Annotated in this window: 24 protein-coding genes; 9 read left to right on the forward strand and 15 right to left on the reverse strand. The window is 63.5% G+C overall.

Annotated elements, in window-relative coordinates; translation table 11 throughout:
• On the forward strand, positions 1-222 hold a 222-nt coding region (locus QCE58_RS29355; protein WP_309780526.1), incomplete at its 5' end, for a helix-turn-helix domain-containing protein.
• 54 nt (positions 223-276) lie between these two features.
• Here QCE58_RS29355 and bamA read toward each other — a convergent pair.
• Positions 277-2571, reverse strand: a complete 2295-nt coding sequence (gene bamA, locus QCE58_RS29360; RefSeq protein ID WP_250522620.1) for an outer membrane protein assembly factor BamA — start codon at positions 2569-2571, stop codon at positions 277-279.
• A gap of 36 nt (positions 2572-2607) precedes the next feature.
• Complete coding sequence (locus tag QCE58_RS29365) at positions 2608-2997, reverse strand: hypothetical protein (protein WP_008345356.1); 390 nt, start codon at positions 2995-2997, stop codon at positions 2608-2610.
• A gap of 362 nt (positions 2998-3359) precedes the next feature.
• Between QCE58_RS29365 and QCE58_RS29370 the strand changes: the two genes are divergently transcribed.
• The 3 genes from QCE58_RS29370 to QCE58_RS29380 all read left to right on the forward strand — a co-directional run bounded on the left by QCE58_RS29370 (position 3360) and on the right by QCE58_RS29380 (position 6977).
• Positions 3360-3620 carry a hypothetical protein gene (locus QCE58_RS29370; protein WP_250522619.1) on the forward strand — a complete coding sequence of 87 codons (261 nt, stop codon included), beginning with the start codon at positions 3360-3362 and terminating at the stop codon, positions 3618-3620.
• 397 nt (positions 3621-4017) lie between these two features.
• On the forward strand, positions 4018-4317 hold the full coding sequence (locus tag QCE58_RS29375) for a hypothetical protein (protein WP_175982411.1): 300 nt from the start codon (positions 4018-4020) through the stop codon (positions 4315-4317).
• Positions 4314-6977 carry an ATP-binding cassette domain-containing protein gene (locus tag QCE58_RS29380; protein WP_175982412.1) on the forward strand — a complete coding sequence of 888 codons (2664 nt, stop codon included), beginning with the start codon at positions 4314-4316 and terminating at the stop codon, positions 6975-6977. The genes QCE58_RS29375 and QCE58_RS29380 overlap by 4 nt, the downstream gene beginning before the upstream one ends.
• Positions 6978-7038: 61 nt before the next feature.
• Here QCE58_RS29380 and QCE58_RS29385 read toward each other — a convergent pair whose 3' ends face one another.
• The 11 genes from QCE58_RS29385 to QCE58_RS29435 all read right to left on the reverse strand — a co-directional run bounded on the left by QCE58_RS29385 (position 7039) and on the right by QCE58_RS29435 (position 18950).
• Positions 7039-8031, reverse strand: coding sequence for a UDP-glucuronic acid decarboxylase family protein (locus QCE58_RS29385; protein WP_033535669.1), 993 nt, complete (start codon positions 8029-8031; stop codon positions 7039-7041).
• Between the two features lie 27 nt (positions 8032-8058).
• Positions 8059-9018: a glycosyltransferase family 4 protein gene (locus tag QCE58_RS29390; RefSeq protein ID WP_008345361.1), complete on the reverse strand. Its 960-nt coding sequence runs from the start codon at positions 9016-9018 to the stop codon at positions 8059-8061.
• Positions 9005-10060, reverse strand: coding sequence for a glycosyltransferase family 9 protein (locus tag QCE58_RS29395; RefSeq protein ID WP_250437772.1), 1056 nt, complete (start codon positions 10058-10060; stop codon positions 9005-9007). The genes QCE58_RS29390 and QCE58_RS29395 overlap by 14 nt, the downstream gene beginning before the upstream one ends.
• Positions 10057-11073, reverse strand: coding sequence for a glycosyltransferase family 2 protein (locus QCE58_RS29400; protein ID WP_250522640.1), 1017 nt, complete (start codon positions 11071-11073; stop codon positions 10057-10059). The genes QCE58_RS29395 and QCE58_RS29400 overlap by 4 nt, the downstream gene beginning before the upstream one ends.
• A 32-nt stretch (positions 11074-11105) precedes the next feature.
• The gene (locus tag QCE58_RS29405; RefSeq protein ID WP_033535668.1) at positions 11106-12851 is read right to left on the reverse strand and encodes a carbamoyltransferase C-terminal domain-containing protein; all 1746 of its coding nucleotides are present in this window, start codon (positions 12849-12851) and stop codon (positions 11106-11108) included.
• A 3-nt stretch (positions 12852-12854) separates the two neighbouring features.
• Entirely contained in the window at positions 12855-14015 is a 1161-nt protein-coding gene (locus QCE58_RS29410; protein WP_409014186.1) for a glycosyltransferase family 9 protein, read from the reverse strand.
• The gene (locus tag QCE58_RS29415) at positions 14012-14590 is read right to left on the reverse strand and encodes an HAD-IIIA family hydrolase (protein ID WP_008345366.1); all 579 of its coding nucleotides are present in this window, start codon (positions 14588-14590) and stop codon (positions 14012-14014) included. The genes QCE58_RS29410 and QCE58_RS29415 overlap by 4 nt, the downstream gene beginning before the upstream one ends.
• On the reverse strand, positions 14587-15858 hold the full coding sequence (locus tag QCE58_RS29420; RefSeq protein WP_008345367.1) for a glycosyltransferase family 1 protein: 1272 nt from the start codon (positions 15856-15858) through the stop codon (positions 14587-14589). The genes QCE58_RS29415 and QCE58_RS29420 overlap by 4 nt, the downstream gene beginning before the upstream one ends.
• A gap of 184 nt (positions 15859-16042) precedes the next feature.
• Positions 16043-16990 (reverse strand): glycosyltransferase family 2 protein, encoded by a 948-nt coding sequence (locus tag QCE58_RS29425; protein ID WP_250522618.1) that lies wholly within the window; start codon positions 16988-16990, stop codon positions 16043-16045.
• On the reverse strand, positions 16983-17657 hold the full coding sequence (locus tag QCE58_RS29430) for a PIG-L family deacetylase (protein WP_250522617.1): 675 nt from the start codon (positions 17655-17657) through the stop codon (positions 16983-16985). The genes QCE58_RS29425 and QCE58_RS29430 overlap by 8 nt, the downstream gene beginning before the upstream one ends.
• Before the next feature lie 351 nt (positions 17658-18008).
• Positions 18009-18950 (reverse strand): helix-turn-helix domain-containing protein, encoded by a 942-nt coding sequence (locus QCE58_RS29435; RefSeq protein WP_250522616.1) that lies wholly within the window; start codon positions 18948-18950, stop codon positions 18009-18011.
• 93 nt (positions 18951-19043) lie between these two features.
• Between QCE58_RS29435 and QCE58_RS29440 the strand changes: the two genes are divergently transcribed.
• The 5 genes from QCE58_RS29440 to QCE58_RS29460 all read left to right on the forward strand — a co-directional run bounded on the left by QCE58_RS29440 (position 19044) and on the right by QCE58_RS29460 (position 24631).
• Complete coding sequence (locus tag QCE58_RS29440; protein WP_008345371.1) at positions 19044-20294, forward strand: DUF1479 domain-containing protein; 1251 nt, start codon at positions 19044-19046, stop codon at positions 20292-20294.
• 40 nt (positions 20295-20334) lie between these two features.
• Positions 20335-21582, forward strand: a complete 1248-nt coding sequence (locus QCE58_RS29445; protein ID WP_409014187.1) for an ABC transporter substrate-binding protein — start codon at positions 20335-20337, stop codon at positions 21580-21582.
• A gap of 209 nt (positions 21583-21791) precedes the next feature.
• Positions 21792-22868: a taurine ABC transporter substrate-binding protein gene (gene tauA, locus QCE58_RS29450; protein ID WP_008345373.1), complete on the forward strand. Its 1077-nt coding sequence runs from the start codon at positions 21792-21794 to the stop codon at positions 22866-22868.
• A 49-nt stretch (positions 22869-22917) separates the two neighbouring features.
• Complete coding sequence (locus QCE58_RS29455) at positions 22918-23733, forward strand: taurine ABC transporter ATP-binding protein (RefSeq protein WP_008345374.1); 816 nt, start codon at positions 22918-22920, stop codon at positions 23731-23733.
• Positions 23726-24631, forward strand: a complete 906-nt coding sequence (locus tag QCE58_RS29460; protein ID WP_008345375.1) for an ABC transporter permease subunit — start codon at positions 23726-23728, stop codon at positions 24629-24631. Before QCE58_RS29455 ends, QCE58_RS29460 begins: the two co-directional genes overlap by 8 nt.
• 6 nt (positions 24632-24637) lie before the next feature.
• Here the strand turns inward: QCE58_RS29460 and QCE58_RS29465 are convergent, their stop codons facing one another.
• Together QCE58_RS29465 and QCE58_RS29470 are read right to left on the reverse strand one after the other, a co-directional pair.
• Entirely contained in the window at positions 24638-25177 is a 540-nt protein-coding gene (locus QCE58_RS29465; RefSeq protein ID WP_250457692.1) for a hypothetical protein, read from the reverse strand.
• A gap of 33 nt (positions 25178-25210) precedes the next feature.
• Positions 25211-25789 carry a hypothetical protein gene (locus QCE58_RS29470; protein ID WP_250522615.1) on the reverse strand — a complete coding sequence of 193 codons (579 nt, stop codon included), beginning with the start codon at positions 25787-25789 and terminating at the stop codon, positions 25211-25213.
• Positions 25790-25812 lie beyond the last annotated feature (23 nt).

Genomic DNA, 25812 nt, shown 5'->3' on the forward strand with positions numbered 1-25812 from the left:
AATCCGATGACGGTGATGTCGCGCCTGCGCCTCACGCGTCAGTTGAGCGAGCAGGGCTGCGCGCTGTCCGAGCGCTCGGTCGATGCGCTCGTGTGCCGTTTGCGACAGATCGTCGAGGACGATCCCGCAGAGCCGCGCCTCATTCAGACGATACGCGGGCGCGGCTACGCCTTCAGTCCGAATGGCGCGAAGCTCGGCGCGGTCATGCCCGCTCATGCGTAGATCGCCGAACCCGGACGGGGCCGGGCTCTTCGCCGGAGATTCACGTAAAGAGCCTTAAAACGCGGTGCCGATCTGAAACTGGAACTTCTGATACGTGTCGCCGCTGTGATGCACGATCGGGAAACCGAGGCTCAGCTTCAGCGGGCCGATCGGCGAAATCCATTCGAGGCCCATGCCGTAGCTGTAACGCAGGCCGTTCGATCCGGTGCTGTTGCCTTCGTCGCCCCAGACGTTGCCGCCATCGACGAAGGTGAACACGCGCAAGGTGCGGTCGTAGCCGGTGCCCGGCAACGGGAACGTCATCTCGATGTTGGCGACGACCATCTTCGAGCCGCCGATCGGATCGTTCGTCGTCTTGTCGCGCGGACCGAGCGAGCTCGACTCGTAGCCGCGCACGGAACCGATGCCGCCCGCGTAGTAGTTCTTGAAGATCGGATACGACTTGCCGCCCAGACCCGAGCCATAGCCCGCCTGTAGATTCACGCCGAACACGAAGCCGCGCGAGAATGAGTGGTAATACTGCGCGGTGAAATCGGTCTTGTAGTACTCGGTGTTGCCGAGCGGCGTGCCCACTTCCGCGTTGGCCTGCAAATAATAGCCGCGGCTCGGCACCAGCGCGCTGTCGCGATGGTCGCGCTTCCAGCTCGCCGTGAGCGGCACGTTGTTCACCACACGGCCGAACTCGCTCACGTAGTCCAGATACGATTGCGGCGTATCCGAATCGGTATTGAAGCGATCCTGCTCGACGCCCGCGCCGAAGTACACCATGTCCGATTCGGAGAACGGAATGCCGAACTTCGTGTCGACGCCCATGCTCACGATACGAAAGCTCGAATCGCTCGAATAGTAGATCGGATACGTCGTCCGGTAATACGCATCGGTGATGCGCTGAATGCCGTCGACGGTGAAGTACGGGTCCGTCTGCGTGATGCTCAGCGTGCGATACGTCTTCGCCGTATTGACGTTCACGCCGAGACTCGTGCCCGAGCCGAACACGTTGTCCTGCGTGACGCCGGCGGACAGCACGACCTTGTCCGTCGATGAAAAGCCCGCGCCGAGCGTGATCGCCCCTGTCGGTTTCTCTGTCACTTTCATCTGCACGTCGACCTGATCCGGATCGCCTTCGATGGGCACGGTCGTCACATCGACATCGGTGAAATAGCCGAGACGGCTGATGCGGTCTTTCGAGAGCTTGAGCGCCTGACTGTCGAACCATGCGCTTTCGAACTGGCGCATTTCACGGCGCACGACTTCATCGCGCGTGCGCGTATTGCCGATCACTTCGACGCGGCGCACATACACGCGCTTGCCCGGATCGACCTGCAACGTGAGCGCGACCGTGTGATGCGCCTGATCGATGTCCGGCTGCGCGTTCACGCTCGCGAAGGCGTAGCCGTATCCGCCGAGCCTGTCGACGAGCGTCTGCGTCACTTGCTGCAGCTTGTTAGCCGAGAACAGCTCGCCCGGCTCGATGCTCACGAGCCGCGCCAATTCCGCATCGCGCCCGAGCAGATTGCCCGCGAGCTTCACGCTCGTGATGGTGTAAGGCTTGCCTTCGTGCAGCATGATCGTCAGATACATGTCCTTCTTGTCGGGCGAGATCGAAACCTGCGTCGATTCCACGCTGAATTCGAGGTAGCCGCGATCGAGATAGAACGAGCGCAGGTTTTGCAGATCGCCGGTGAGCTTTTCCTTCTGATAAAGATCGTTCTTCGTGTACCAGGAAAACCAGTTGGGCGTGGAGAGCTGCATCTCGTCGTGCAGCGTCTTTTCATCGAACGCGGTGTTGCCGAGAAAATTGATCTGCCTGATCTTCGCGCTCGGTCCTTCGGCGACCGAGAAAAGCAGTTGCACGCGGCCGCGATCGAGCGGCGTCACCGTGGTCGTGACTTCGGCGGCGTAAAAGCCGCGCATCAGATATTGGCGCTTGAGTTCCTGTTCCGCGCGGTTCGCGAGCGCCTTGTTGTAGGTCTGACCCGGCGCGAGTCCGACCGATTTCAACGCCTTCGACAAATTGTCCTTGTCGAATTCATGCACGCCCGCGAACTGAACGCCGGCGATGGCCGCCGCTTCGACGACGCGCACGACGAGCACGTCGCCTTCGGTCGACACGCTCACGTCGGTGAAGAGGCCGGTGTCGTAGAGCGCGCGGATCGCATCGGTGGCTCCCGTCTCGGTGAAGGTGTCGCCGCGCCGTATCTTGAGATTGGCGAAGACCGTCGACGGATCGACGCGGCTCACGCCTTCCACGCGAATGTCGCGCACGATGAAGCTGCTGCCGGCATGCGCGTGCGCGCTGACGAGGGCGCCCGCCGCGACTGCGAGCGAGCGATAGATGTGATGCTTCATGCGGGAATCGGGAAAAGTGGAGAGAGCGGCGCGGGCTTACTGGATCGGTGCATCGCCGATGGCGGGCAGGGACTGGCCGGTCGCCGCGCCGATGACTTCATGGATCTGCAGCGCGCTTTCGCGGCGTATGCGAAAGGAGAGCTGCGCGCCGCCCTGAAGGACGAAGGAGAGAATCAGCGCGCCGGTGCCATCCGCATCGAGCGCGACTTCCCAGCCTGCGCAATGCATCGTGAATTTGGCCGCGCGATTTTTCTTGCGGATTCTTTCCGAGCACGCGATGGCGTGCGCGAGCGCGGCGATCAACTCGTGCATGACGGAGCAATGCAATGCGACCGACGAGCCCGAGCGCGCGTCGACGACGAGATAGCCGCCGTCTTCGCTAAGCCGGAAGCTCGCGAGCGAATCGATGGTGAGAGCCGGGCGCATGTGCGTTCGAAGCGGGTTATCGAAAGCGCACAGTCTATGAAGGCACGACGCGCATTGGGTTACGCGCCTCTTACCGGATGTTGCCCGGGATGCGGCCAAGAAAGCGGCGCATTCAATCGAATGCTTTCCTATAACCACATCATGAAATGCGCGTGATTTTTTAGGCGCCGCGGTCCGATATTTGCTCGATAAGGGCTAAGCTATCCGAATGCCTGATTTACATCGCATGTCTGGAAAAACGTGCATTGCGTGGCGGTCGAAAGCGGCGCGGCAAGGCAGCGCTCGAACGGTCGGGCGTTTCTCCGGGCGTTCGGACCTCGCATCAGCAGATGTGCTTTTAAACGAAGGACATCATGTACTCCATGAGCGATTTTTTTGTCGAGATCATTCCAGAACACGTACCGGATGATGGCTGGACCGCGATCGCACAGTTCTCGCGCCAGCGAGATTATCGAAAGCACGACGAAGTGCCCAAAGCGACCTTTCCGACCAACGTGGCGTATGGAACACGGAGCGCCGCCGAGCGCGCCGCCACGCAATGGGCACGCGAATTCGTCACGTCTTCGAGCGAAGTTCTCGAATCGTCCTTGCGGCTGGAAGAGGCGGCGCGCAAGGCTCATTGAAGGCAATTGCCTGCAAACGTACTGGGTCGAGTCTTTTCGATCTCAATCCCACTACGACAAGATGGATAGGCAGACTCTCTCGAGGATCGACCTCACGCTCACGCAATTCGAGCGTAGAGTTTCCGAACAGGAACGGCGTCAGATTCGTCTACGACAGATCGGTTGCAATAGTAAAGAGTGCATGGCATTGCTTCACGAATTGCAAAACAGCCTGAGATGCCTCCGGCGATATCGATTCGCTGTCGGACAAGACTTAGGGCGCCCCGATGATGACGTGGGTTCATGCTGGATTCAGGCCCCTTGACGCTTCCCATTCGGTCCGTCATCGCGGTCCCGGGCGCACGGGTTGCTGATCGACACACCAGTGCTGACCACTCCCTGTTGCAGGAAGAACGCCATGAATCGCAAATTACGATCGGGAATGATCCACACGCTCGCGTGCGTCTCGCTGTCGGGCGTCACGCTCGCAAACGCCCAGCAAAACGGTGCGCCGCCAGGCCATTCCACATCGGGAAACCAGGCGTCCGGGAAATCCGCGGGTGTTGCCGGCGGCGCGGGCGCCGCGGGCCAGTCGGGCACGGACCCGGCCACGCTTAGCCGCATGGAAGAAGAGCGCGTGCAGAAGAACAACGCGCAATCCGCGACGAAGGGCGCATCGAATCCCGGCGCGGGCAAGCGCAAGGACTGGAAGGAGTGACGGCCCGCGTAACGGAGGATCAGGAGCGCGCGCGTCTGCGCAGGCGCATCGGCGCCGATCTGTGGCGCGCGGTGTGGGCCTGGCGCTATCAGACCGCCGCGGCGGTCGCGCTGATGATCGGCGCGCGGCTCGCGGTGGTCGGCGTGCCGCTGATGCTCAAGCGCGTCATCGACGAGTTCAGCCATCCCGCATCGAGCGTCGTCTTTCCGGTCTTTCTCGTCCTCGCCTACGTCCTGCTGCGCTATCTCGGCGATGTGCTCAACGAAGCGCGCGACGTCGTCTTCAGCATCGTCACGCAGCGCACGGTCGCGTCGTTCACCGAGCGCACGTTCGCGCATCTTCATGCGCTCGGCGCGCGCTTTCATGCGCGGCGCGAAACCGGCGCGGTCGTGCGCGACGTGCAGAAGGGCGCGGACGGCATCGGCTTTTTGCTCGGCACATCGCTCTTCACGATCGTGCCGGTGATGATCGAGATCGGCACGATCGTCGCGGTCATGGTGCATGCGTATTCGCTGGAATTCATGGCGATCATCGGCGCGACGTTCGTGCTGTATTCGGTGTGGACGGTCATCTTCACGCGCTTTCGCATGCGCTTCCAGCGCGCGGTGAACGGCCTCGAAGCACAATCGGACGGCCGTCTCGTCGACAGCCTGCTCAACTACGAAACGGTGAAGTTCTTCGCGAGCGAAAGCATCGAAACGCGGCGTCTTTCGAGCGTGCTGGAGCAGTGGGTGCATGCGCGCATCGCCAATCAGCGCGCGCTCACGCTGCTGCATGTCGGGCAGAGCACGATCATCACGATCGGCATTGCGGCGGTGATGTTGCGCGCGGCGCAACACGTCGTCGCGGGCACGATGAGCGTGGGCGATCTCGTGCTCGTCAACGCGTATATCGTGCAGGTGTGCAATCCGCTCAACACGCTCGGCTTCGTGTTTCGCGAGACCAACGACGCGATGGTCAACGTCGAGCGCATGTTCAACATTCTGCTGTCGCGCGGCCGCGTGCGCGAGGATGTCGATGAAGCGCACGCGAAGCCGCTCGTCGTGACGGCGGGCGAGATCGAGTTCGATCATGTCGAGTTCGGCTACGATCCGGCGCGGCAGATTCTGCGCGATGTCGATTTTCGCGCGCATCCGGGCAAGAAGCTCGCGGTCGTCGGCGGCAGCGGATCGGGCAAGTCGACGCTCGTGAAGCTGCTGTTCAGGCTCTACGAGCCGACGGCGGGCGCGATACGCATCGACGGTCAGGACATCTCGCAGGTCACGCAGAACAGCCTGCGCGCGACCATCGGCATCGTGCCGCAGGACACCGTGCTCTTCAACGACACGATCGCCTACAACATCGGCTATGGGCGTCCCGGCGCGACGCGCGCGGACATCGCGCGGGCGGCCCGCGCGGCGCAACTCGACGGCTTCATCGAGCGTCTGCCGGACGACTACGAGACGCGCGTCGGCGAGCGCGGCGTGCGGCTCTCCGGCGGCGAGCGTCAGCGCATCGCGATTGCGCGGGCGATACTCAAGAATCCGCGCATCATCGTGTTCGACGAAGCGACGTCCGCGCTCGATACGCGCTCCGAACGCGCGATCCAGAACGAGCTCGACAGGCTCGCGGAGGGCCGCACGTCGATCGTCATCGCGCACCGGCTGTCCACTGTCGTCGATGCCGACTGGATTCTCGTGATGGAGCATGGACGCATCGTCGAGCAGGGACAGCACGACGAACTGCTCGCGCGCGATGGCGTGTACGCGCGCATGTGGTCGCTGCAATGGCAGCAGGGCGAGCTGAAGCACGCGCAACGCAAGGTGTCCGCGACGGCGCTCGGACTGGATGCGCTCGTCGCAGGCGTGGTCGATGCGCTGCACGACGAGATCGTCACGCGCGGCGTGAATCTCTACACGGTCATCAGCGATCCGGGTTTGCGCGTCTCGGGCGATGCCAGCGTGCTGCAGCAGATCGTGGCCGATCTGTGCCGTTCGCACATGAGCTCGGCGGCGCGCGGCGAGCGCATCGAACTGCGCGTGTTCCGCGAAGACAATCACGCGAATCTCACGGTGATCGGTCAGCGCGCGAGTCCCGCCGATCTGTCTTCGCAGCAGATGCGGCGGCTCGAATCCGCATTGAACGAAATGGGCGGTGGCTTCACGGTGCGCTATATCGACGAGCATGTCGCGTATGTCGCGACGATGCCGCTGCGTCCCGTGCTCGACGATCCGCAAGCGTCCGAAGCCACGCATGACGATGCATTGGCTGGCATCACCGTGATGGTGCTCGACGATCAGGAAGACGCGCGCGATGCGCTCGAAGCCGTGCTCGAATCGGTGGGCGCGCGCGTCATGTCTTGCGCATCGGGCGATGAAGCGCTTGCGCGTCTGCGCGAACTGCCCGGCGCGCAGTGGCCGGACGCGCTTCTGTGCGACATCGTGCTAGGCGGCGAACAGAACGGCTACGACGTGCTGCGACTCATTCGCGAGGAAGAGTCGCGCCGCGGCGCGTCGCTGTCCGAACGCATGCCCGCGATCGCGCTGACGGGACACACGCAGGCGGATGCACGTTCGCGCGCGCAGGCCGCGGGCTTTCAGGCGCATCTGACGAAGCCGGTCGCCGCGCCGAAGCTGATCGCGACGATCGGCGACGTGACGGCGCGCACATCGCTTCGATGAGGGCGGCGCGAGCGCGCGTTCGAATGTGACCGATGCAATGCTGCGCCGTTGAACGGAAGCATCAACCTGACGTGGCGATATTGAGCGCGTGACGTCCCTGCATCGCCTCGATGACGCCACGGAAATGCTGCGCCGTGCGACGCAGGCCTTCGTCGAGCGGCGTCGTCGGTGTCCAGCCGAGGGCATCGCGTGCGAGCGCGATATCCGGCTGACGATGCCACGGATCGTCCATCGGCAAAGGCTTGAACACGATCTCCGATGACGATCCCGTCAACTCGATGATGCGCCGCGCGATCTCGAGCATCGAAAGCTCGTGCGGATTGCCGAGATTGACGGGTCCGGTGAGTTCATCGGGCGTGTCCATCAGGCGGATGAATGCGTCGACCATATCGTCGACATAGCAGAAGGAGCGCGTCTGCGAGCCTTCGCCGTACACGGTGATCGGCTCGCCCGAGAGCGCCTGCATCATGAAGTTGGAGATCACGCGTCCGTCCGACGGATGCATGCGCGGCCCGTACGTGTTGAAGATGCGCGCGATCTTGATCGACAGTCCGTGCTGCCGCCGATAATCCATGAAGAGCGTTTCGGCGCAGCGCTTGCCTTCGTCGTAACACGAGCGCGGACCGATCGGATTCACGTTGCCCCAGTACGCTTCCTGTTGCGGATGCACATGCGCGTCGCCATACACTTCGCTCGTCGATGCCTGGAAGATGCGCGCATGCACGCGCTTCGCAAGCCCGAGCATGTTGATCGCGCCGTGCACGCTGGTCTTCGTCGTCTGCACCGGATCGTGCTGGTAATGAATCGGCGATGCGGGACAGGCGAGGTTGTAAATCTCGTCCACTTCGACGTAAAGCGGAAATGTCACATCGTGCCGCATCAGTTCGAAATTCGGGCTGTCGAGCAGATGCGCGATGTTGTCCTTCGTGCCGGTGTAGAAGTTATCGACACACAGCACATCGTGCCCGAGCGCGAGCAGCCGCTCGCACAGATGCGAGCCGAGAAAGCCCGCGCCGCCCGTCACCAGAATTCGCTTTCTATAGGCTTCTCTCATGTCGCCTTCATCCTTTCGATGTGTGTGCTAACTGCATACGAAGCGCAGCGTTTCGTCCCAGTCGCGGGCGAAGCGCGCGATATTGAATCGTTCGAGCGCGGTGCGCCGCGCGCCTTCGCCGAGACGCCGCGCTTCGGCGGGATCGCGCAGCAGGTGCTGCATCGCGTCGATGAGCGCCTGCGTGTCGGTATGCACGTAGCCGCTTTCGCCGTTGCGGATCACGGTGGCGAGTTCGGTCGTCGCGAGACCGATGATCGGCATGCCGATCGTCATCGCTTCGACGATGGCGAGCCCGAGGCTCGTCCAGCGAATCGGATTGAAGAAGAAGCGATAGCGCGCGCTGAACGCCGCAAGCTCCAGATTGCCGATCTCGCCGATGCCGCCCGCCGACTGCGCATCCATGCCGACGAGATCGAGTGGCACGCGCGCGGCCGCTTGTGCATAGACATCGTTGCCGAGCCGCCTGCCGCGCTGGCGCAGATGATTGATCACCGCGATGCCGCGTTCGAGTTCGCCGCTATAGCGCACGCCTTCGGGCACGATCACGCCGTGTTCGATGACGCGCGTCGGCGTTTCGCCGCTGTCCCACATCAGCTTGTTGAAGTGCGTGACGTGCACGAGCAGCGTGTCGCGTTCCTGCACCCAGTGCTTCTGTTCGAAGGGGTTTTCCTGCGGCGGATCGTGCTCGATGTAGACGCGCGGCAGCCGGCGTTGCGCGTCGCTCAGCAGATTGATGCGGTCGTCGTCCCATTGACGCTTGTGCTGAAAGAGCACGACATCGAAGGATTGCGACTGCACTTCGCTCGCCGGAATTTCATGCACGTTCGGGCCGAAGGGCAACGCACCCGCCGTGCCCGCATAGCCCGGCGGATAACCGGGGCGCGTGACGAGATAGAAGTCGTGCGGCGCCTGGCTCAGATAGTAAAGATAATTGCCGTGAATATGCCAGGTAAGCACGCGCAGACGCCGGGAACTAGTCGTGGGCATGAAGAAGCGTCTCCTCTCGGACGGTCGATTCAAGCTGGGCGAATGCCGTGTCGATCACGGATTGCACGCTTATGTTCATCGCGCATTCATGACCGTAAGGGCACTCGCGAAACGCGCACGGACGGCACGAGGGCCAGTCCGCGAGCACGCGATGACGCGCGTGATCGAGCGGCGCCCAGCGACGTGTATCGCTGCCCGACGCGACGACGACACTCGGCGTGCGCATCGCTGCGGCGACATGCGAAAGCCCCGTGTCGTTGCATACGATGAGCCGCGCCTTCGCGACGAGCGCCGCGAGCGAGCCGAGCGACGTGCGGCCGGCGAGATCGATGCCGGCACCTTGCGCAACGCGCGCCGTCAACGGGGCTTCACCCGCGCTGCCTGTGACGGCGACTTGCCAGCCGCGCCGCGACAACGCGCGCGCCACGTCGGCGAAGCGCTCGACGGGCCATCGACGGGAAGGCAGCTGCGCGCCCGGATGCACGAGCACGAGCCGCTCGCTATCGAGCGCGCAAGCTTCGATCAGCGCATCGCATTCGCGATTGTCGGCATCGGTCAGCGGAATCTCGAGATCGAGATCGTTTGCGTCGATGCCGAGCCGCTGCATGAGCGCGGTGTATCGCGCGGATTCGGGCAGATCGTCGGGCCATGGCATGAAGACGCCTTTACGCATGGCTTCGTCCGGCTTCAGAAAGCCCGCGTTCAGACGCGCGCCGATGCCTTCGACGATATCGTTCGCCACGCCGCCGCTTCCATGCAGTTGAATCGCGAGATCGAAGCGACGTGCGCGCATCGCTTGATGAAAACGAGGCAGATGTGCATCCGTTTCCTGCTGCTCGGGAAAACCGATAGCGCCGGGAAACACGATGAGTTCATCGACGAGATGCGCGTATCGTTCGACGAAACTCGCCGCCCAAGGCAGACCGATAAGCGCGATATGTGCTTGCGGATAGGCGCGGCGCAATGCACGCAACGCAGGCACGGCGCACAACATGTCCCCGAGCTGCAATGCGCGAAAGATGACGATGCGCTCGACGTTCATAGAAAGAAGACCCTGAACTTGAACGCGCCGCGTATGCGCCAGTAGATCGACAGATACGGAATGATCGCCGACGTCCACAGCATTTCCGCGACGTGCGACGGCGTGCGCGCAGTCGTCTTCAATCGTTGCATGCTGAACCATATGGTCATCGCGGCCCAGGCAAGCAATGCGAGCGACCCGGTGCGCGGCGCGTGTGCTGCGAACGATCCGATCGCAACGACGAGCGCCGCGAGCATCGCGTAGTACAAAAGCGGCGGATTGCGGCGGATGCGCGTGCGAAACATCGCGGGATACTTTTTGTAGAGCAGTGCATCGAACTGGCTCTTCTTCTGCTGCGATATGCTCACGCCCCAGCGCGCAGGGCGCACCGGATGCAGCACGGTTGCGTCTTCCGCACGGGCGATGACGAGTCCCGCCTTAATCAGCGCGAATTGCAGATCCGAGTCCTCGCGCCACGCCGCCGTAAAGCGCGCATCGAAGCCGCCCGTACGTTCGAGTGCGGCGCGCGTGACGAAGGTGTTCGCCGTCGCGAATTCGGCGCTGGCGAGTCCGGCGGCGTCGCGTTCGTAATCGGTCGGGCGTGGTCCCAGCGGCACGACGATGCGGCCCGACACGGCATCCGCGCCCGCATCGAGCGCACGCATGCCATTGGCGATCCAGTTCGGATCGGGAATGGTGTCGTCGTCGGTGAAGGCGATGCGCCGCGCAAGCGATGCGCGCCAGCCCGCGTTGCGCGCACCCGCCGGACCCTGCGTCGCGGTGACGGGAACGTAGCGGATCAACGGGCCGCGCCGCGCACGCCATTGCGACAGGCGCTGCACGCATGCCTTCGTCGCTTCGTCGGGGCCGTCGTCGCATACGATGATCTCGTAGCGCGCCGGATCGTAGGTCTGCGCCGCGAGCGCCAGCACGCAGCGTTCGAGCATCGCGGGGCGGCGATACGTCGGCACGACCACGGTCACGTCCGGGATGAAATCGCCGCGCGGTATCGCGGGTGCATCGGCCGCGCTCATCGCGCCGTGATCGAAGAGTTCGGCGTAGGTGCTCATGCGTGCGCGCCCGGCTTTTCGACAAGGAACGAGCCGATCACGAGCGCATCGAGCGGCGACGTCCAGAACGATTCGAGTGCGTCGCGCGGCGTATTCACCATCGGCTCGCCGCGCGTATTGAACGATGTATTGACGAGAACCGGTACGCCCGTGCGCGCCTTGAACGCCGCGAGCAGATCGTAGTAAAGCGGATGCTGCGCGCGATTGACGGTCTGCACGCGCGCGGTGCCGTCGATATGCGTGACCGCGGGAATGCGCGTCTTCATGTCGTCGCGCACGTCGAACACGAAGAGCATGAACGGCGCGACGCGTGCATCGACGAACCAGTCGGCTGCGTGCTCTTCCATCACGACGGGCGCAACCGGACGAAAGTCCTCGCGATCCTTGATCTCGTTGAGGCGCGCCTGCATGGACGCATCGATGGGCGATGCCAGAATCGAACGCGCGCCGAGCGCACGCGGGCCGAACTCGGTGCGTCCCTGATACCAGCCGATGACGCGGTTCTGCGCGAGAATGTCCGCCGTTTCTTCGGCGATATTCGTGAGCTTGCGATACGGCGCGCGCGTCCACTTGAGGAAGGTTTCGATCTCGTCGTCATCGAACGACGGTCCGAGATATGCGTGATCCATGCGCCATTTTCGACCGCGATCGCCGGTCTTCGCGCGTTGCTGATAGTCGGTCCACAAGGCAGCGCCGAGCGCCGTGCCCGCATCGCCGGCGGCGGGCTGAACCCAGATTTCATCGAACGGTCCGCGATCGCGCAGGCGCGCGTTCATCACGCAGTTGAGCGCGACGCCGCCCGCCATCGCGAGATTCTTCAGACCCGTACGTTCGTGCAGCCACTTCGCGAGTTCGAGCGCGGTCTCTTCCAGAACGACCTGCAATGAATGCGCGATATCGAAATGATGCTGCGTGAGCGGGCCGCCGCGTTCGCGCGCGGGACCGAAGCGCTCGACGAGACGCGGCGCATCGACGGTATAGCTGCCGTCGCGGCGATACTTCACGATCTCGCGAAACTGATCGACATACGCGGGCTTGCCGAACGACGCGAGCGCCATCACCTTGTACTCGTCGGACGAGTGCAGGAAGCCGAGATAGCCCGTCACCGTTTCATAGAGCAGGCCGAGCGAGTGCGGCAGTTCCACTTGCTTGATGCGCGTGTATTCGCCATTCACGAATTGCCCGAGACTCGTCGTGACGCCTTCGCCGCGACCGTCCATCGTAAGTACGGCGGTGTCGTCGAAAGGTGCGGCGAGAAACGCGCTCGCTTCGTGACAGAGATGATGATCGACGTTATGCCACGCGAAGCGCGGGGCGCGTCCGCCGCTTAGGAAACGCCGCTTCAGATGATGCGGCGCGCCGTCGATCAACTGACCCTTCGCATTGACGATATAGCTCAGGAACAGCGGATCCCAGGGCGATTCGGACGGGTTCGTCATCGCTTGCGCCGAGGGCATCATCGGCAGGGATATGTTCGCGTTTGCGTCCTTCGGCATGCCGGAAAACAGATGCGGATCGTACGAATACGCGATGTGATCCACATCCGCGAGTTCGATGCCCGCTTCCTTCAGGCAATAGTCGATTGCATCGAACGGAAGCTGCCATGTGGAAAACGGCACCGGCCGTTTCGCATGCTTGACGTGCGTGAAGCGCTCGTCCTCGGCCGCCGCGATGACGACGCCGTCCTTGACCAGCGCCGCGGCGCTGTCGTGATAAACCGCGTTGATTCCAAGTGTGTACATAGCTTAGCTTGCCTGTGTTATCGGATGGACGGGCGATGCATGTTCTTCTTCGATGAGCTCGAGCGCGGCGGAGACAACCTCGTCTACCTCGACGCCGACAAGGCACGCGTGATGGCCTTCGGGACACACGCTGCGATAGCACCAGCGGCACGAGACATCGTGATACAGCACGCGATGCGACGTTTGCCACGGCATGTGCTGCGGATTTGTGAGTGCGTAGAGATCCACGACGGGCGCGCCCAGCGCGGATGCGAGATGCACCGGTCCGCTGTTGTTCGAGATGAGAACGCGAGCGCGCTGGATGAGCGCTGCGAGTTCGCCGAGTTCGAGCGCGCCGGACAGATCGTGCGCGTAGGGACTCGTGCCGCAGGCGGCGCGGCACAAGTGACTTTCGCTTCGCGAGCCCGTCACGAGAATCGGCCATTCCAATTGAGCGCCGAGACGTTCGATCGTTTCGGCGAAGCGTTCGACGGGATAGCGGCGCGACTCCGCGCTCGCACCCGGATGCACGACGATGAACGGTGCGTCCATATCGACATCGCGGGCGATGAGCTTTTGCGTCAGCGAGTCGATATCGGCGGGGCGCACGGAGAAGCGCATGCGCGTGTCGTCGGCTTTCGCACCGACTCTTGCGACGAGAGCGAGTTGCCGCTCCACTTCATGCCGTGTGCCGTGCTGCGGTTCAGTCTCCTGAACCCAGTCGGTGAGCAAACCATACGGATTCTCGCGGCAATGCGCGAGCCGCAGCGGAATGCCGGCGAGATGACACAACATGGCCGCGGGCAGCGGATTCTGGCTGTAGACGCTGAAGATCACCGCTGCATCGAAATGCGCCGATGCAAGGCGCGCACGCATGGCGAGATCGGCGAGGGCGTCGATGGGCGCATCCTGCTTGACCCACGGCGCGTCGTATTCGATCACATCGTCGATTGCATCGATGAAAGGCGCCGTCGCCTTGCCCGCTCGCGATGCGAGCAAGGTCAGATGCCTGCCCGGCTGCGCGGCGCGTAACGCGTGCAGCGCGGGCGTCGTCATCAGCACGTCGCCGAGATTGTCGAGACGGATGCAGAGAATGCGCTTGACATCCGCGCCCCATTCGCGCGCCTGGCTCGCGGCGCTCTTGCGCGCATGCGCTTCGACGACGGGTGCAAGCATGGGCTTCATGCGGGACACTCCGCATTGACGACTGCAATCGCCGCCTCGTACAGGTCCTTCGCGACGATATCCGGCTCGCGTCCAACGCCTTTGAGCCATTCGGTTTCGTTGCCGTTATCGATCAGCGCACTGCGGCAGCCCGCGCGATGACCGGCTTCGACGTCATCGAGAATGTCGCCGATGAACCAGCTCTGCGAAAGATCGATGCCATGCTCGCGCGCCGCACGCAACAGCAGGCCGGGCGCGGGCTTGCGGCATTCACACGCGCGCGTGAATTCAGGCACGACGCCCCGCGGATGATGCGGGCACCAGTAAATGCCGGCGAACGACGCGCCCGCTTCGGCTGCGAGTTCACGCAAACGCGCTTCGACGCGATCGAGTGCCTGCAAGTCGAACTTGCCGAGCGCGACGCCGCTCTGATTGCTGATTACGAAGATCGGCAGTTCGAGCCACGAAAACAGGCGCAACGCGTCGAGCGCGCCCGGCGCGAGGCGCATCTTCAGCGGATCGACGTTCCAGGGCACATCGTCGAGCAAGGTGCCGTCCTTGTCGATGAAGATCGCAGGCCGCAGTGGTTGCGTCATCGTGCGGCTCCGCCCATGGCAACGCGCGCGGCGGCTTGTCCTTCCTCGCCCGCAAGTCGCGCGTAGACCTGTGCGAGCGCCTGCGCGACGCTCGACCAGGTGAACATTGCGTTCGCGCGGGCGAGGCCCGCTTCGCCCATTCGCGTGGCGAGCGCGGCATCTCGCTTGAGCGCGACGAGCGCATCCGCGAGCGCGGCCGGATTCTTCGGCGGCACGAGCAAGCCGGTTTCTCCGTGCGCCACCGAGTAGCGAATGCCGCCGACAGCAGCACCGATGACGGGCCGCCCGCAAGCCATCGCCTCCAGCGGCGTGATGCCGAACGGCTCATACCACGGCGTCGTCACGAAGACATCGGCTGCGTTATAGAAGTGCTTCAGTTCACCTCGTCCATGACGGCCCACGAAGTGAACATGCTCTTCGATGCCGCATTCGCGCGCGACCCCGCGCAGCCTGCCGATCTCCGGCGTCGCGTTCTCGTTCGCTTCGTCGGAATTGCCGCCCGCCACATAAAGCTCGGCACTTTCGCCATGCTCACCGTGTAGCATGCCGAGCGCGCGCACGACATTGTCGACGCCCTTGCGCGGCACCATGCGCCCGAGTTGCAGCACGATGAACCGGTCTTGCGGCCAGCCGAGACGTTCTCTCGCTGCCGCCTTGTCTAGCGGATGGAACTCCGCGCGATCGAAGCCGCACGGCACGAGGTCGATGCGCGCGGGATCGGCGTCGTACAGATGAATCAGATCGTTCTCGTCCTGGGGACATTCGGCGATGACCGAATCGGAGCGCCTGACGAGCTCGTCTTCGATATCGAAGCGCGCATCGGGAAAGCCGTCCGATTCGCCTTGATGCAGGCGTCGCACGCGCCCCAGCGCATGAAACGTCGTGACGAGCGGCACGCCGAGCGCGTCCTTGATGCGCAGACCCACGAGGCCCGACATGAAGAAGTTCGCGTGCACGATGTCATACGGTTGCGCTTCCTTCTTCATGAAGTCGATCATGAAGCCGGCGAACGCATCCATATGCGGCAGAAGCTGTTCCTTCGGTAACTGCACGGGCGGACCGGCCGGTACATTTATCACGCGGATGTTTTCGAAGCGCGAGACGAGCGGCAATAACGAACGGTCGCAACGCGTGAACACATCGACGTCGTGACCGATGCGAACGAGCTGACGCGCGACATTCGCCACATAGATGTTTTGCCCGCCGCTGTCTACGCCACCCGCGATCGCCAACGGCGATGCGTGCTCACTGATCAATGCGATTTTCACGGAAGTCCCCTTATCTTGCGATCCCAATGTGCGTGTGCGCGGCGCGCCATCGCGTGGATCAGTCACCAGCGTTCAGCATTCCCTGTGCCACTCGTTGTCGAACTGGCGAGAACTGCGAAACGATTTGCGGTTCGATGCGGGACGAACCAAATTTCGTTTGGTTCGTCGCGCGACGCACGCGTTTTTACGTGGGGCGTGTAGAACCGAAAGACGCCGACGATTTCGTCTGCCTGGCGCGGCGCAAATCGTCTTCGCGCACGACGCGGCGCATGTCCTGGACGCGCGAGGGGATCACGCGGCGCCTGGTCATCGCCCATGCGATGCCGCTTGCGAGGATCGGTAAATCGCGCATCAACGTGCGCTCGCGCCATGCCACGAGGAAGGCTTTTCCGGTGGCGTGAAGGGCTTGGTCGAATGGCAGGCGCATCCATGCGACCCACGCGGCGTTGCGCGCGAGGAGCCTGCGCCGTTGTGCGCTGTCGCGCAGCGGTGAGGGATGGTGATGAAGGACGAGGTCATCCATATAGACCATCTCGTAGCCGGCGGACAGGACATCCAGCGAGACGAGCGTTTCTTCTCCGCCGATGAAAAGCCTGGCCTCGTAGCCGCCGACTTGCCGGAAGACGTCGGTGCGGAACACGCACGCGCCCGCCATGAAGCCGACGAGCGCGGGACCGGGCAAGCCGCGATGCGGCAGCGGGCTTTCGCGCATTCGTTGGCAGGTCTCGTCCGCCGCGCCGTCGGCACCGACGACGACGCGCGCGTTGAGCACCGCGACGCGCGGCGCCGCGTCGAGGATCGCGACGGCGCGCGACAGCGATCCGGCGCTCCACCAGGTGTCGTCATCGCAGAATGCGACGTACTCCGTCGCGACGCGAGCGACGCCGAGATTGCGTCCGGCGGCGCCGAGATTGTCCGGCGCCACGACGAGTTCGACCGATGGAAACTGCGCCGCAATGCGCTCGGCCGTGCCGTCGGTGGACGCATTATCGACCGCTACGATGCGGATGCGGTCCGGCAGCGCGGCAAGTCTTGCGAGCGTGTCGAGCACCTGATCGGCACGGTTGTACGTCAGCACGACGACGGTGAGCCGCGCGCGATCGGGCTCGGAAAGTGTCGCCGGTTCAGCCATGGTCGACGGCTCGCAGAGTCCAGAAGCGTTCGGGCGCGAGCACGTCGTCATAGCCGTGGGGCCCGAAGGCTTTGAGCTGACTCGCATAACATTGCACCGCGCGTTGCTTCGCTTCGATGCAGCGCGAGAGCGTGGCGGCATCGATCGGATCGAGCAGCGGCGTCGCTTCGATGTTGCTTCCGATGAGTTCGACGAGCCGTTGCTGCACGAGGCCATCCATGCGCCGATATAGACAGTCTTCGTACGCAATGCATGCCGTCGCGTCCGGAAGGCACGCCTCGCGCGCGGCCGTATGAACCAGCGCGTGGTCGGAATGAAAGAGGCCGAGCGGGATGAGGAGCGTGGTGCAATCCGTCTCGCGCATCACGTCGCGAATGGCCGAGGCGATCTTGGCGGTGGTCGCGCTCGTGCCGCCTTGCGTGTATTGGGAGTCGAGAAAGCCGAGATGCACGGCGCGCGCGCCCAGGACGTGCAGCGCGGCTTTGTCTTCGACACGGCGCTCGCGCATCGCCTGATGTGCGTCCGCGAAGCCGCACTGCGCGTCCCAGTCGGTGGCGAGCGCCGTGTCCGGCGCACCCGCGAATATCGTGCAGACGGATGCGCCCGGCGACGCGGCGAGCAGGGCGCCGCAACTGAAGACGGCATCGTCGAGATGCGGGGAAATCACCAGGGTTCTTTGAGCGGAGAGAGGCATGGCCGGTTGCTTTCGATGAATCGATCCGAAGCCACTGCGCAATGAGCGTGCCTCGACGCGCCGGTCTGCAGGTAATCGTCTGATCGTGCGCGGTCGGCGCGTGTCGATTGATTAGGAACCCAAGCTAATCGCAACGCGGAGACGACTTCAGCCCGTTCGCATGAAGGCACCGCCGGGGTCCGCTCCGACCCAGGCGCATCGGCCGCGACCGACGCTTAACAAAAGCGTGAGCACGCCGGCGCACAAGAAGGCGAGCCGGACGATCATGGGCTATCTGAGATTGTCGCGCGATGCAGGGCATACGCTCAGCGCATCGCGATAACTTCAACGTTGCCGCTTCTGCTGAAGCGAAGGCGGCCGTTCGGTCAGGCTGTTCGCCGTGTCCTTGACGAGCGCGCCTGCATCGATGAACTGACGCCGGTACTCCGCCGGCGTCGTTTGCTTCGCGGCCTTGAATTGCCGATTGAAGTTGGCGACGTTCGCAAATCCCGAGCGCGCGGCGATGACCGATATCGGCAGGGACGTGTCGCCCAGCATCCGGCACGCATGGCCGATTCGAACCCGAGCGATGTATCGCCCGACGCTCTCGCCGATGTGCTGCACGAAATAGCGCGTCAAGGTGCGCTCCGAAAGGCTCGCCGCTTCGCATAGCTCCGATAGCCGGAGCGGTTCGGCAAAGCGCGCATCGATCATCGAAAGAACGCGATTGATGCGCTCGGGCTCGTGACCGGACGGCCCCGCGTTCGTCTGATTGAAAGCGCTCGGCGACGCGAGCGGATGGCCCGGCGCATCGGCGAGCGTGCACAGGACATCGAGCGCGGCGCTCAGGCGTTCGCGCGGCGCGGTCGAGAGCAACTGTTCGAGACGGCTGCGCATCCGTTCGCCGGCGGGAGGCTCGAACGCCAGCCCGCACGCCGCACGGCGCAGGAGCTTGCGAAGCGGCTCGTATTCGCGGCAGCAGTCCGCCATGCGCCGCGCCCAGTCGCCGTCGAACCAGATGACGATCGCGACTTGCGGCAACGACGAGTCGATCGACCGGTTCGACGACCACGTATGCGGCAAATCAGGCGGCACGAGGACGAGATCCTCGGCCTGATAGTCGTTCACCGAATCGCCGATATAGCGCTTGCCGTGACTGTTCATCGTCAGCGTCAGCTCGTATTCCGGATGGTGATGCCATTCGAATGGAATACGCGCGAGCCGCCGATGGTAAACCCGCACCGAACAGTCCGCGCCGAATTCGACATGCTCGTAGGCTGGTTTCATGGCCGAAAACGCAAATGAATTGCCTGAATCGTATCACCGCCGCAGACGGACGCATCATATGCTGTGTCCACGGCAATTCATGTGGAGACGATCATGGCGCTGAAAATCGATGACTTGCCGGGCGCGATCCGGCAAGCAAAAAAGGAACTGCGCGCCGCGCTGCCGAACTACCGCGAAGTGTTCGCGCAAGTCGAGCAGACGATCGGCGAGGAAGCGAAGCGGATCGCCGCGCGGCGCGATCGCGGCGAAGACGTCATTCCGGAAATTCAGTTCGCCGACATCACCGAAGGGCGCGTGAGCGGCGAGCAGATCGCGCTCGTCAAGTCGAGCGGCGCGTGCGTGATCCGCAATGTCTTTCCACGCGCACAGGTACAGCAATGGGATGAAGACATCGCGCATTACGTCGAACGAAATCGCCTCGACAAGCGCCTCGAAAACCGCGCCGAAGACAAGTACTTCGGTCAGCTCGCGTCGAGCAAGCCGCAAATCTACGGCGTGTACTGGTCGAAGCCTCAAGTGCTGGCGCGCCAGTCGGAGTCGCTGACCGCGGCGCGCGTGTTTCTCAACAAGCTCTGGCGCAACGAGAGCGAAGGACGCGTTCACTTCGACCCGGAACATGTGCCGGTTTATGCCGACCGTCTGCGCCGGCGGCCGCCCGGTTCCGCGTCGCTCGGCTTGTCGGCGCATTGCGATGGCGGCTCGGTCGAGCGCTGGATCGAAGGCAATTTCCGCAAGGTGTATCGCCACGTCTTCGCGGGCAACTGGCGCGATTACGATGCGTTCGATGCCGCTTTCCGTCCCGATGTCGAAGAGATCGCATCGCCGGCCGTGTGCTCGATGTTCCGCACGTTCCAGGGCTGGACCGCATTGACGCCGCAAGGTCCGGGCGACGGCACGCTGCAGCTCGTGCCCATCGCCAACGCGATGGTGTACATCCTGCTGCGCGCGCTCCAGGACGACGTCGCCGACGACGACCTGTGCGGCGCGATGCCCGGACGCGCGCTGTCGATCAGGCCGGAGTATCACGCGCCGCTGTTCGAGGCGCTGTCGTCGATCCCGAAGATGGATGCGGGCGACACCGTGTTCTGGCATAGCGACGTCATTCACGCGGTCGAAGACGAACACAAGGGCGCCGGCTACAGCAACGTCATGTACATCGCTTCCGCGCCCGGATGCGCCAAAAACGACGCGTATCTGAAGCGTCAATTGCCGAGTTTCCTGAAGGGCGAAAGCCCGCCCGATTTTCCAGGCGATCATTTCGAAGTCGATTTCGAAGGCCGCGCGACGCCCGACGACCTGACGCCGCTCGGCAAGTCGCAACTCGGATTCGAACAGCGCGCGTGAACGCGTCGCTTCATAAATAAATAAAACCCGGAGACAAGCAATGAAACGATCAACGATGTCGGTTGCGGCAGCCGTCGCGATGTTCATCGCCGGCACGCACGCGGTATCGGCCGCCGAACAGATCTCGGTCCTGCACTGGTGGACTTCCGGCGGCGAATCGAAAGCGATCCGCGTGCTCAAGGACGACATGAGCAAGCAAGGATACGAATGGAAGGACTTCGCCGTCGCGGGCGGATCGGGCACGGCGGCCATGACCGCGCTGAAGACACAGGTGATCTCGGGCAACGCGCCCTCCGCTGCGCAGATCAAAGGACCGCTGATTCAGGACTGGGCCGATCAGGGCGTGGTCGTCACGATCGATCAGGCCGCGGCCGACTGGAAAGCCCACACGCCCGCGCAGATCGACAACGCGATGAAGTCGGGCGGACATTACGTCGCCGCGCCGTTCTCGGTGCATCGGATCAACTGGCTGTGGATCAACAAGGCGGATCTCGACAAGGTCGGCGGCAAGCCGCCCACGACGTGGCCGGAGTTCTTCGCGCTTGCCGACAAATTTCGCGCGGCGGGCATCACGCCTGTCGCGCATGGCGGTCAGCCGTGGCAGGACATGACCATCTGGGAGACGGTCGTGCTGTCGCAAGGCACGGACTTCTATCGCAAGGCGCTCGTCGATCTCGATCAGAAGACGCTCACGTCGCCGCAAATGATTCAGGTCTTCGAGACGGTGCAGAAGATACGCACTTACTTCGACAAGGCCTATCACGGCCGCGACTGGAATCTCGCCACCGCGATGGTGATCTCGGGCTCGGGCGGCATGCAGTTCATGGGCGACTGGGCCAAGGGCGAATTCGCGAACGCGAGCAAGAAGGCGGACGTCGACTTCGTCTGCGCGCCCGCTCCGGGCACGTCGAACGCCTACACGTACACGGCGGATGCCTTCGTGTTCTTCCAGCAGAACGGCAAGAAGGATGCGACGCCGGGACAGATCGCGATGGCGAAGACGATCATGTCGCCCGAATTCCAGGAACAGTTCAGCCTCAACAAGGGTTCGATTCCCGTTCGCCTCGATGTGCCGATGGACAAGTTCGACAGCTGCGCGAAGAAGTCTCGCGCGGACGAGCAGGCGACGATCAAGTCGGGCGGCTTCCTGCCTTCGCTGGCTTTCGGCGAACTTCAATCGCCGGTGACGGCGGGCGCGATCACCGACGTCGTGACGAATTTCATGAACTCGAACGAGGATGCGAAGGAAGGCGTGCGCAAGCTCGCCGCCGCCGCGAAGATCAAATAAAAGGCGCATCCGCAGCGCCGACGCCTTCATAGGAGCCTTCCCGCCGCCCGACGGAATGTGGACTCAACGATTGTTCCCGTCTGGCACTAACTTCCTGGATTTTTCGCTGTGGATACTCGGTCATCGGTTCGCCGCTTGCGCGACGGACCGCACCGAAACGGGGAATGCCGCGCCGGCGAGCCCGATTTTCCACTTCTCCAGGAACCGTCATGAACACGATCCGCGTCTGTGGCTTGAAACGCCTGCCGGGCAAGTTGCTTAGAAAGTTCTCGCCGGCGCGCGCGCTGGCGACACTCGCCGTCGCCGTGTGCGCGTGGGGCGGCGCGCAGGCCGCGAACGCCGAAGACAAGGAAGTGACGATCGCGTATCAGCAGATCGTCGATCCTTGGGTCGTCGGCATCGCCGATGGCTCCATCGCCAAGGCGACCGGCTACAAGATCAACTGGCGGCAGTTCGAATCCGGCGCGAAGGTGGCGACCGCGATGGCCTCGGGCGACATCAAGATCGGCGTGATCGGCTCCAGCCCGCTCGCCGCCGCCGTCAGCCAGGGCGTGGACGCGCAGCTCTTCTGGATTCTCGACAACATCAACGAAGCCGAGGCGATGGTCGTGCGCAACGGCTCGGGCATCGCCAAGCCGGCGGATCTGAAGGGCAAGACCATCGGCGTCCCGTTCGTCTCGACGACGCACTATCACACGATGTTCGCGCTGCAGCACTGGGGCATCGATCCGTCGTCGGTGAAGATTCTCAACATGCAGCCGAATCAGATCGCGGCGGCGTGGGAGCGCGGCGATATCGACGCTGCCTACGTGTGGGATCCGGCGCTCTCGCAACTCAAGAAGAGCGGCAAGGTGCTGATTACGTCGGGCGATCTGTCCAAGCTCGGCAAGCCGACGTTCGACGGCATCGCGGTCGATCGTGCGTGGGGCGAAGCGCACAAGGACTTCATGGCGAAGTTCGTCAAGGCCATCTCCGATCTCGATGCGCAATACCGCAACGATCCGGCCAAATGGACCGCGCAGTCGCAGCAGGCCGCGGCCATCGCGAAGACGATCGGCGGCGCGCCGGCCGACGTGCCGGGCTCGCTTTCGCTGTATGGCTATCCGTCGGCGCAGGAGCAGGCGACGAAGCAGTGGCTCGGCGGCGGCGCATCGAGCCGCGCGGCCTTCGCGCTCAAGGACACGGCGGACTTCCTGAAGCAGCAGAAGCGCGTCGACGCCGTGCTGCCGGACTATTCGAAGTTCGTGACGGCGGAATACGTCGAAGCCGCGGAAAAACTGAAATAAGCCCGGCCGCGCGCCGCTTGCCCTTGGCACATCCGAGTCCGGAGGACATATGGGTTGCATGCAGGTGAAGAACGTGAGCGTGGTGTTTCCGGGCCGACGCCCGGGCGAGCGCGTGCAAGCGCTCGACGGCATCGATCTCACTATCGGCGATGGCGAATTCGTCGTCGCGCTGGGTGCGTCGGGTTGCGGCAAGACGACGCTTTTATCGCTGATGGCGGGTTTCATCGCGCCGTCATCGGGTGAGATGCTGCTCAACGGCAGGCCGGTAGAAGGGCCGGGCGCCGATCGCGGCGTCGTGTTCCAGAAGCACGCGCTCTTGCCGTGGCTCAACGTGCTCGACAACGCGACCTTCGGCCTGAAGCTGCAAGGCGTGCCGAAGGCGCAGCGCGAGGACATCGCGAAGCGCAATCTCGCGCTCGTCGGCCTTCAGGATTTTCATCGGCACATGATTTATCAGCTGTCGGGCGGCATGCAGCAGCGCGTCGGCATTGCGCGCGCGCTGACCTGCGATCCGGCGATGCTGCTGATGGACGAGCCGATGGCCGCGCTCGATGCCCTTACGCGCGAGACCATCCAGGAGCTGCTGCTCGATGTCTGGCAGCGCACGCAGAAGATGTTGTTCTTCATCACGCATAGCGTCGAGGAGGCGCTTTTTCTGGCGAGCAGGCTGATCGTGATGTCGCCGCGTCCGGGCCGCATCACGCATAGCTACGATCTCGATTTCAACCGCCGCTTCCTCGCCACACGCGATGCGCGCGCGATCAAGTCCAGCCCCGATTTCATCGAGATGCGCGAGCGGGTGCTCGGCATCATCTACGGCGACGAGCGCGCCGCTCATCATGCGGAGGAGATTCATCATGGTTAAGCGCGCATCGATGACGGTGCCGGGTCCCGCGATCGACAGCGGCATCGGCGCATCGCGGCGTCCGCCGGGCCGGCCCGCGCGGCAATCGAAGAAGAAGCCGGTGAAGCCGGGCGACACGTTCGGCGTGCCAGGCTACGGCAGCAGCTTCGCGATGAGCATCGCGACCGTCGCCGTGCTCGTGGCCGGCTGGTTTCTGATCACCGGCATGCACTGGGTCAAGCCGCTCTTTCTTCCGTCGCCGCAAGCGGTCTATGCGAAGTTCATCGCGGTGGCGAGCGATGGCTTCGCGAACTCGACGCTCGCGGAACACGTCGTCGCGAGCTTGCTGCGCGTGTTCGGCGCGTTCGCGCTCGCGTGCGCGACGGCGATTCCGGTCGGCGTGATGATGGGCGTCTCCCGGCACGCGCGCGGCGTGTTCGATCCGCCGATCGAGTTTTACCGGCCGCTGCCGCCGCTCGCGTATTTGCCGCTCATCATCATCTGGTTCGGCATCGGCGAGTTCTCCAAGATCTTCCTGATCTATCTCGCGATCTTCGCGCCGCTCGCGATCGCCGCGCGCGCGGGCGTGCGCTCGGTGTCGATCGAGCAGATCCACGCCGCGTATTCGATGGGCGCGTCGCGCACGCAGGTCGTCACGCATGTGATCCTCAAGTCCGCGCTGCCGGAGATTTTCACGGGCATGCGTATCGGCATCGGCGTCGGCTGGACGACGCTCGTCGCGGCGGAGATGGTCGCTTCGACGCGCGGTCTCGGCTTCATGGTGCTCAACGCGGCCGAGTTTCTTGCGAGCGATGTCGTCATCATGGGCATCATCGTGATCGGCTTCTTCGCGCTTTGCTTCGATCTGCTGATGCGGTATCTGGAAAAAGCGATGGTGCCGTGGAAAGGCCGCGTGTGATGCCTTTCAATAGCCGATCCTGAGCGGCTCGGGATGCGTGCGGCTGATCGCGAGCGTCGCGCCGACCTTGAAGCCCGAAAGCGTGATGGATGCCGTGAACGGACGGCATCCGTTCGCCGCGTTCGGATCGAGCGCCGAATTCGCCTGGAACGACTGCGTGACGCCTTCGGCCGCGAAGTACACGGTGACGTCGTTGCCGCGTCTGACCGCGAGCGCGGCGCGCGGTCCGTTGAGCGAGTCGAGGATCGGATCGCCGCTGCAATCGGACGATGCGAAATCGACGACCTTCGTCGCGAGCCAGTTGAAGTCGGTCGCGGAAAAGTGAAAGGTCGCGTCCTGTACGCGTGCAATGGGAATCACGGCGGTTGCGTCTCCGGCCGTCAGCGCGACGCCGTTTTGCGCGGCGAAGATCGTGAGATCGCCGATGACGTGACCGTTCGCATCGAACACCCTGACAGGGCGATGCCTTGCCTGATGCGCGAAGTCATCGGCGGGCGATGTTGTTGCGTATAGCGCGATCAGCGCTCCGATCAGCCAGTGCCTCATGTCGGTCTCCGTGCGGTCCGTGCGCGTCTTCCGTCAATAAGCCACGCGCAACGGCTCGGGATAATGCTGCGTCAGCGGATACGTGCGCTCGATGGCCCAGTAGTTGGCGCCTTGGTCAGACAGACTCGTCAGGCAGGTCGTCGCCCCGGTAGACGGATCTGTCTGCCTGAACGACCACACTTGCACGTTGCCGGACATTTGCTTGCCCGCGATATAGACGGTCACGTCGGCGCCTTCTCTGAGCGGCATCGCCGGAGCGGGGCTGCCGGCATCCGCGACGGCGACGCTTCCGGTGCAATCGCGCGATGGGTACGGCACGAACGTATAGCCGACCCATTCGTATTGCGAGGCCGAATACTGCAACGGACCGACGCGCTTGTGATTCACCGCCACGAAGACGGGCTCGCCGTCTATCGCGAGATACACGCCGTTGACGCCCGAATAAACCTCCAGCGGGCCGACGCGCTTTCCCTGTGCGTCGTACACCATCGGCTGGCGCAATGTGTTCTCGCCGGAATGCGCGCGATCGTCGCGTTTATCGCGTTCATCGCGTTCATCGGCGGCGCTCACGCTCGCGCACAGGACGAGCAGCACAACAAGCATTCGACACATGAAGCGTCTCCGTCGATCGTGCC

Source organism: Caballeronia sp. LZ028 (genome assembly GCF_031451415.1).
Classification (GTDB): Bacteria; Pseudomonadota; Gammaproteobacteria; order Burkholderiales; family Burkholderiaceae; genus Caballeronia; species Caballeronia zhejiangensis.

Excerpts from the sequence above, each read along its gene's own strand:
- QCE58_RS29390 (WP_008345361.1), bottom strand. The coding sequence starts at position 9,018 with ATGCCCACGACTAGTTCCCGGCGTCTGCGCGTGCTTACCTGGCATATT.
- QCE58_RS29370 (WP_250522619.1), top strand. The coding sequence starts at position 3,360 with ATGAGCGATTTTTTTGTCGAGATCATTCCAGAACACGTACCGGATGAT.
- QCE58_RS29385 (WP_033535669.1), bottom strand. The coding sequence starts at position 8,031 with ATGAGAGAAGCCTATAGAAAGCGAATTCTGGTGACGGGCGGCGCGGGC.
- QCE58_RS29445 (WP_409014187.1), top strand. The coding sequence starts at position 20,335 with ATGAAACGATCAACGATGTCGGTTGCGGCAGCCGTCGCGATGTTCATC.
- QCE58_RS29435 (WP_250522616.1), bottom strand. The coding sequence starts at position 18,950 with ATGAAACCAGCCTACGAGCATGTCGAATTCGGCGCGGACTGTTCGGTG.
- QCE58_RS29365 (WP_008345356.1), bottom strand. The coding sequence starts at position 2,997 with ATGCGCCCGGCTCTCACCATCGATTCGCTCGCGAGCTTCCGGCTTAGC.
- QCE58_RS29375 (WP_175982411.1), top strand. The coding sequence starts at position 4,018 with ATGAATCGCAAATTACGATCGGGAATGATCCACACGCTCGCGTGCGTC.
- QCE58_RS29460 (WP_008345375.1), top strand. The coding sequence starts at position 23,726 with ATGGTTAAGCGCGCATCGATGACGGTGCCGGGTCCCGCGATCGACAGC.
- QCE58_RS29425 (WP_250522618.1), bottom strand. The coding sequence starts at position 16,990 with ATGGCTGAACCGGCGACACTTTCCGAGCCCGATCGCGCGCGGCTCACC.
- QCE58_RS29470 (WP_250522615.1), bottom strand. The coding sequence starts at position 25,789 with ATGTGTCGAATGCTTGTTGTGCTGCTCGTCCTGTGCGCGAGCGTGAGC.
- QCE58_RS29465 (WP_250457692.1), bottom strand. The coding sequence starts at position 25,177 with ATGAGGCACTGGCTGATCGGAGCGCTGATCGCGCTATACGCAACAACA.
- tauA (WP_008345373.1), top strand. The coding sequence starts at position 21,792 with ATGAACACGATCCGCGTCTGTGGCTTGAAACGCCTGCCGGGCAAGTTG.
- QCE58_RS29405 (WP_033535668.1), bottom strand. The coding sequence starts at position 12,851 with ATGTACACACTTGGAATCAACGCGGTTTATCACGACAGCGCCGCGGCG.
- QCE58_RS29415 (WP_008345366.1), bottom strand. The coding sequence starts at position 14,590 with ATGACGCAACCACTGCGGCCTGCGATCTTCATCGACAAGGACGGCACC.
- QCE58_RS29400 (WP_250522640.1), bottom strand. The coding sequence starts at position 11,073 with ATGAGCGCGGCCGATGCACCCGCGATACCGCGCGGCGATTTCATCCCG.
- QCE58_RS29395 (WP_250437772.1), bottom strand. The coding sequence starts at position 10,060 with ATGAACGTCGAGCGCATCGTCATCTTTCGCGCATTGCAGCTCGGGGAC.
- QCE58_RS29410 (WP_409014186.1), bottom strand. The coding sequence starts at position 14,015 with ATGAAGCCCATGCTTGCACCCGTCGTCGAAGCGCATGCGCGCAAGAGC.
- QCE58_RS29440 (WP_008345371.1), top strand. The coding sequence starts at position 19,044 with ATGGCGCTGAAAATCGATGACTTGCCGGGCGCGATCCGGCAAGCAAAA.
- QCE58_RS29455 (WP_008345374.1), top strand. The coding sequence starts at position 22,918 with ATGGGTTGCATGCAGGTGAAGAACGTGAGCGTGGTGTTTCCGGGCCGA.
- bamA (WP_250522620.1), bottom strand. The coding sequence starts at position 2,571 with ATGAAGCATCACATCTATCGCTCGCTCGCAGTCGCGGCGGGCGCCCTC.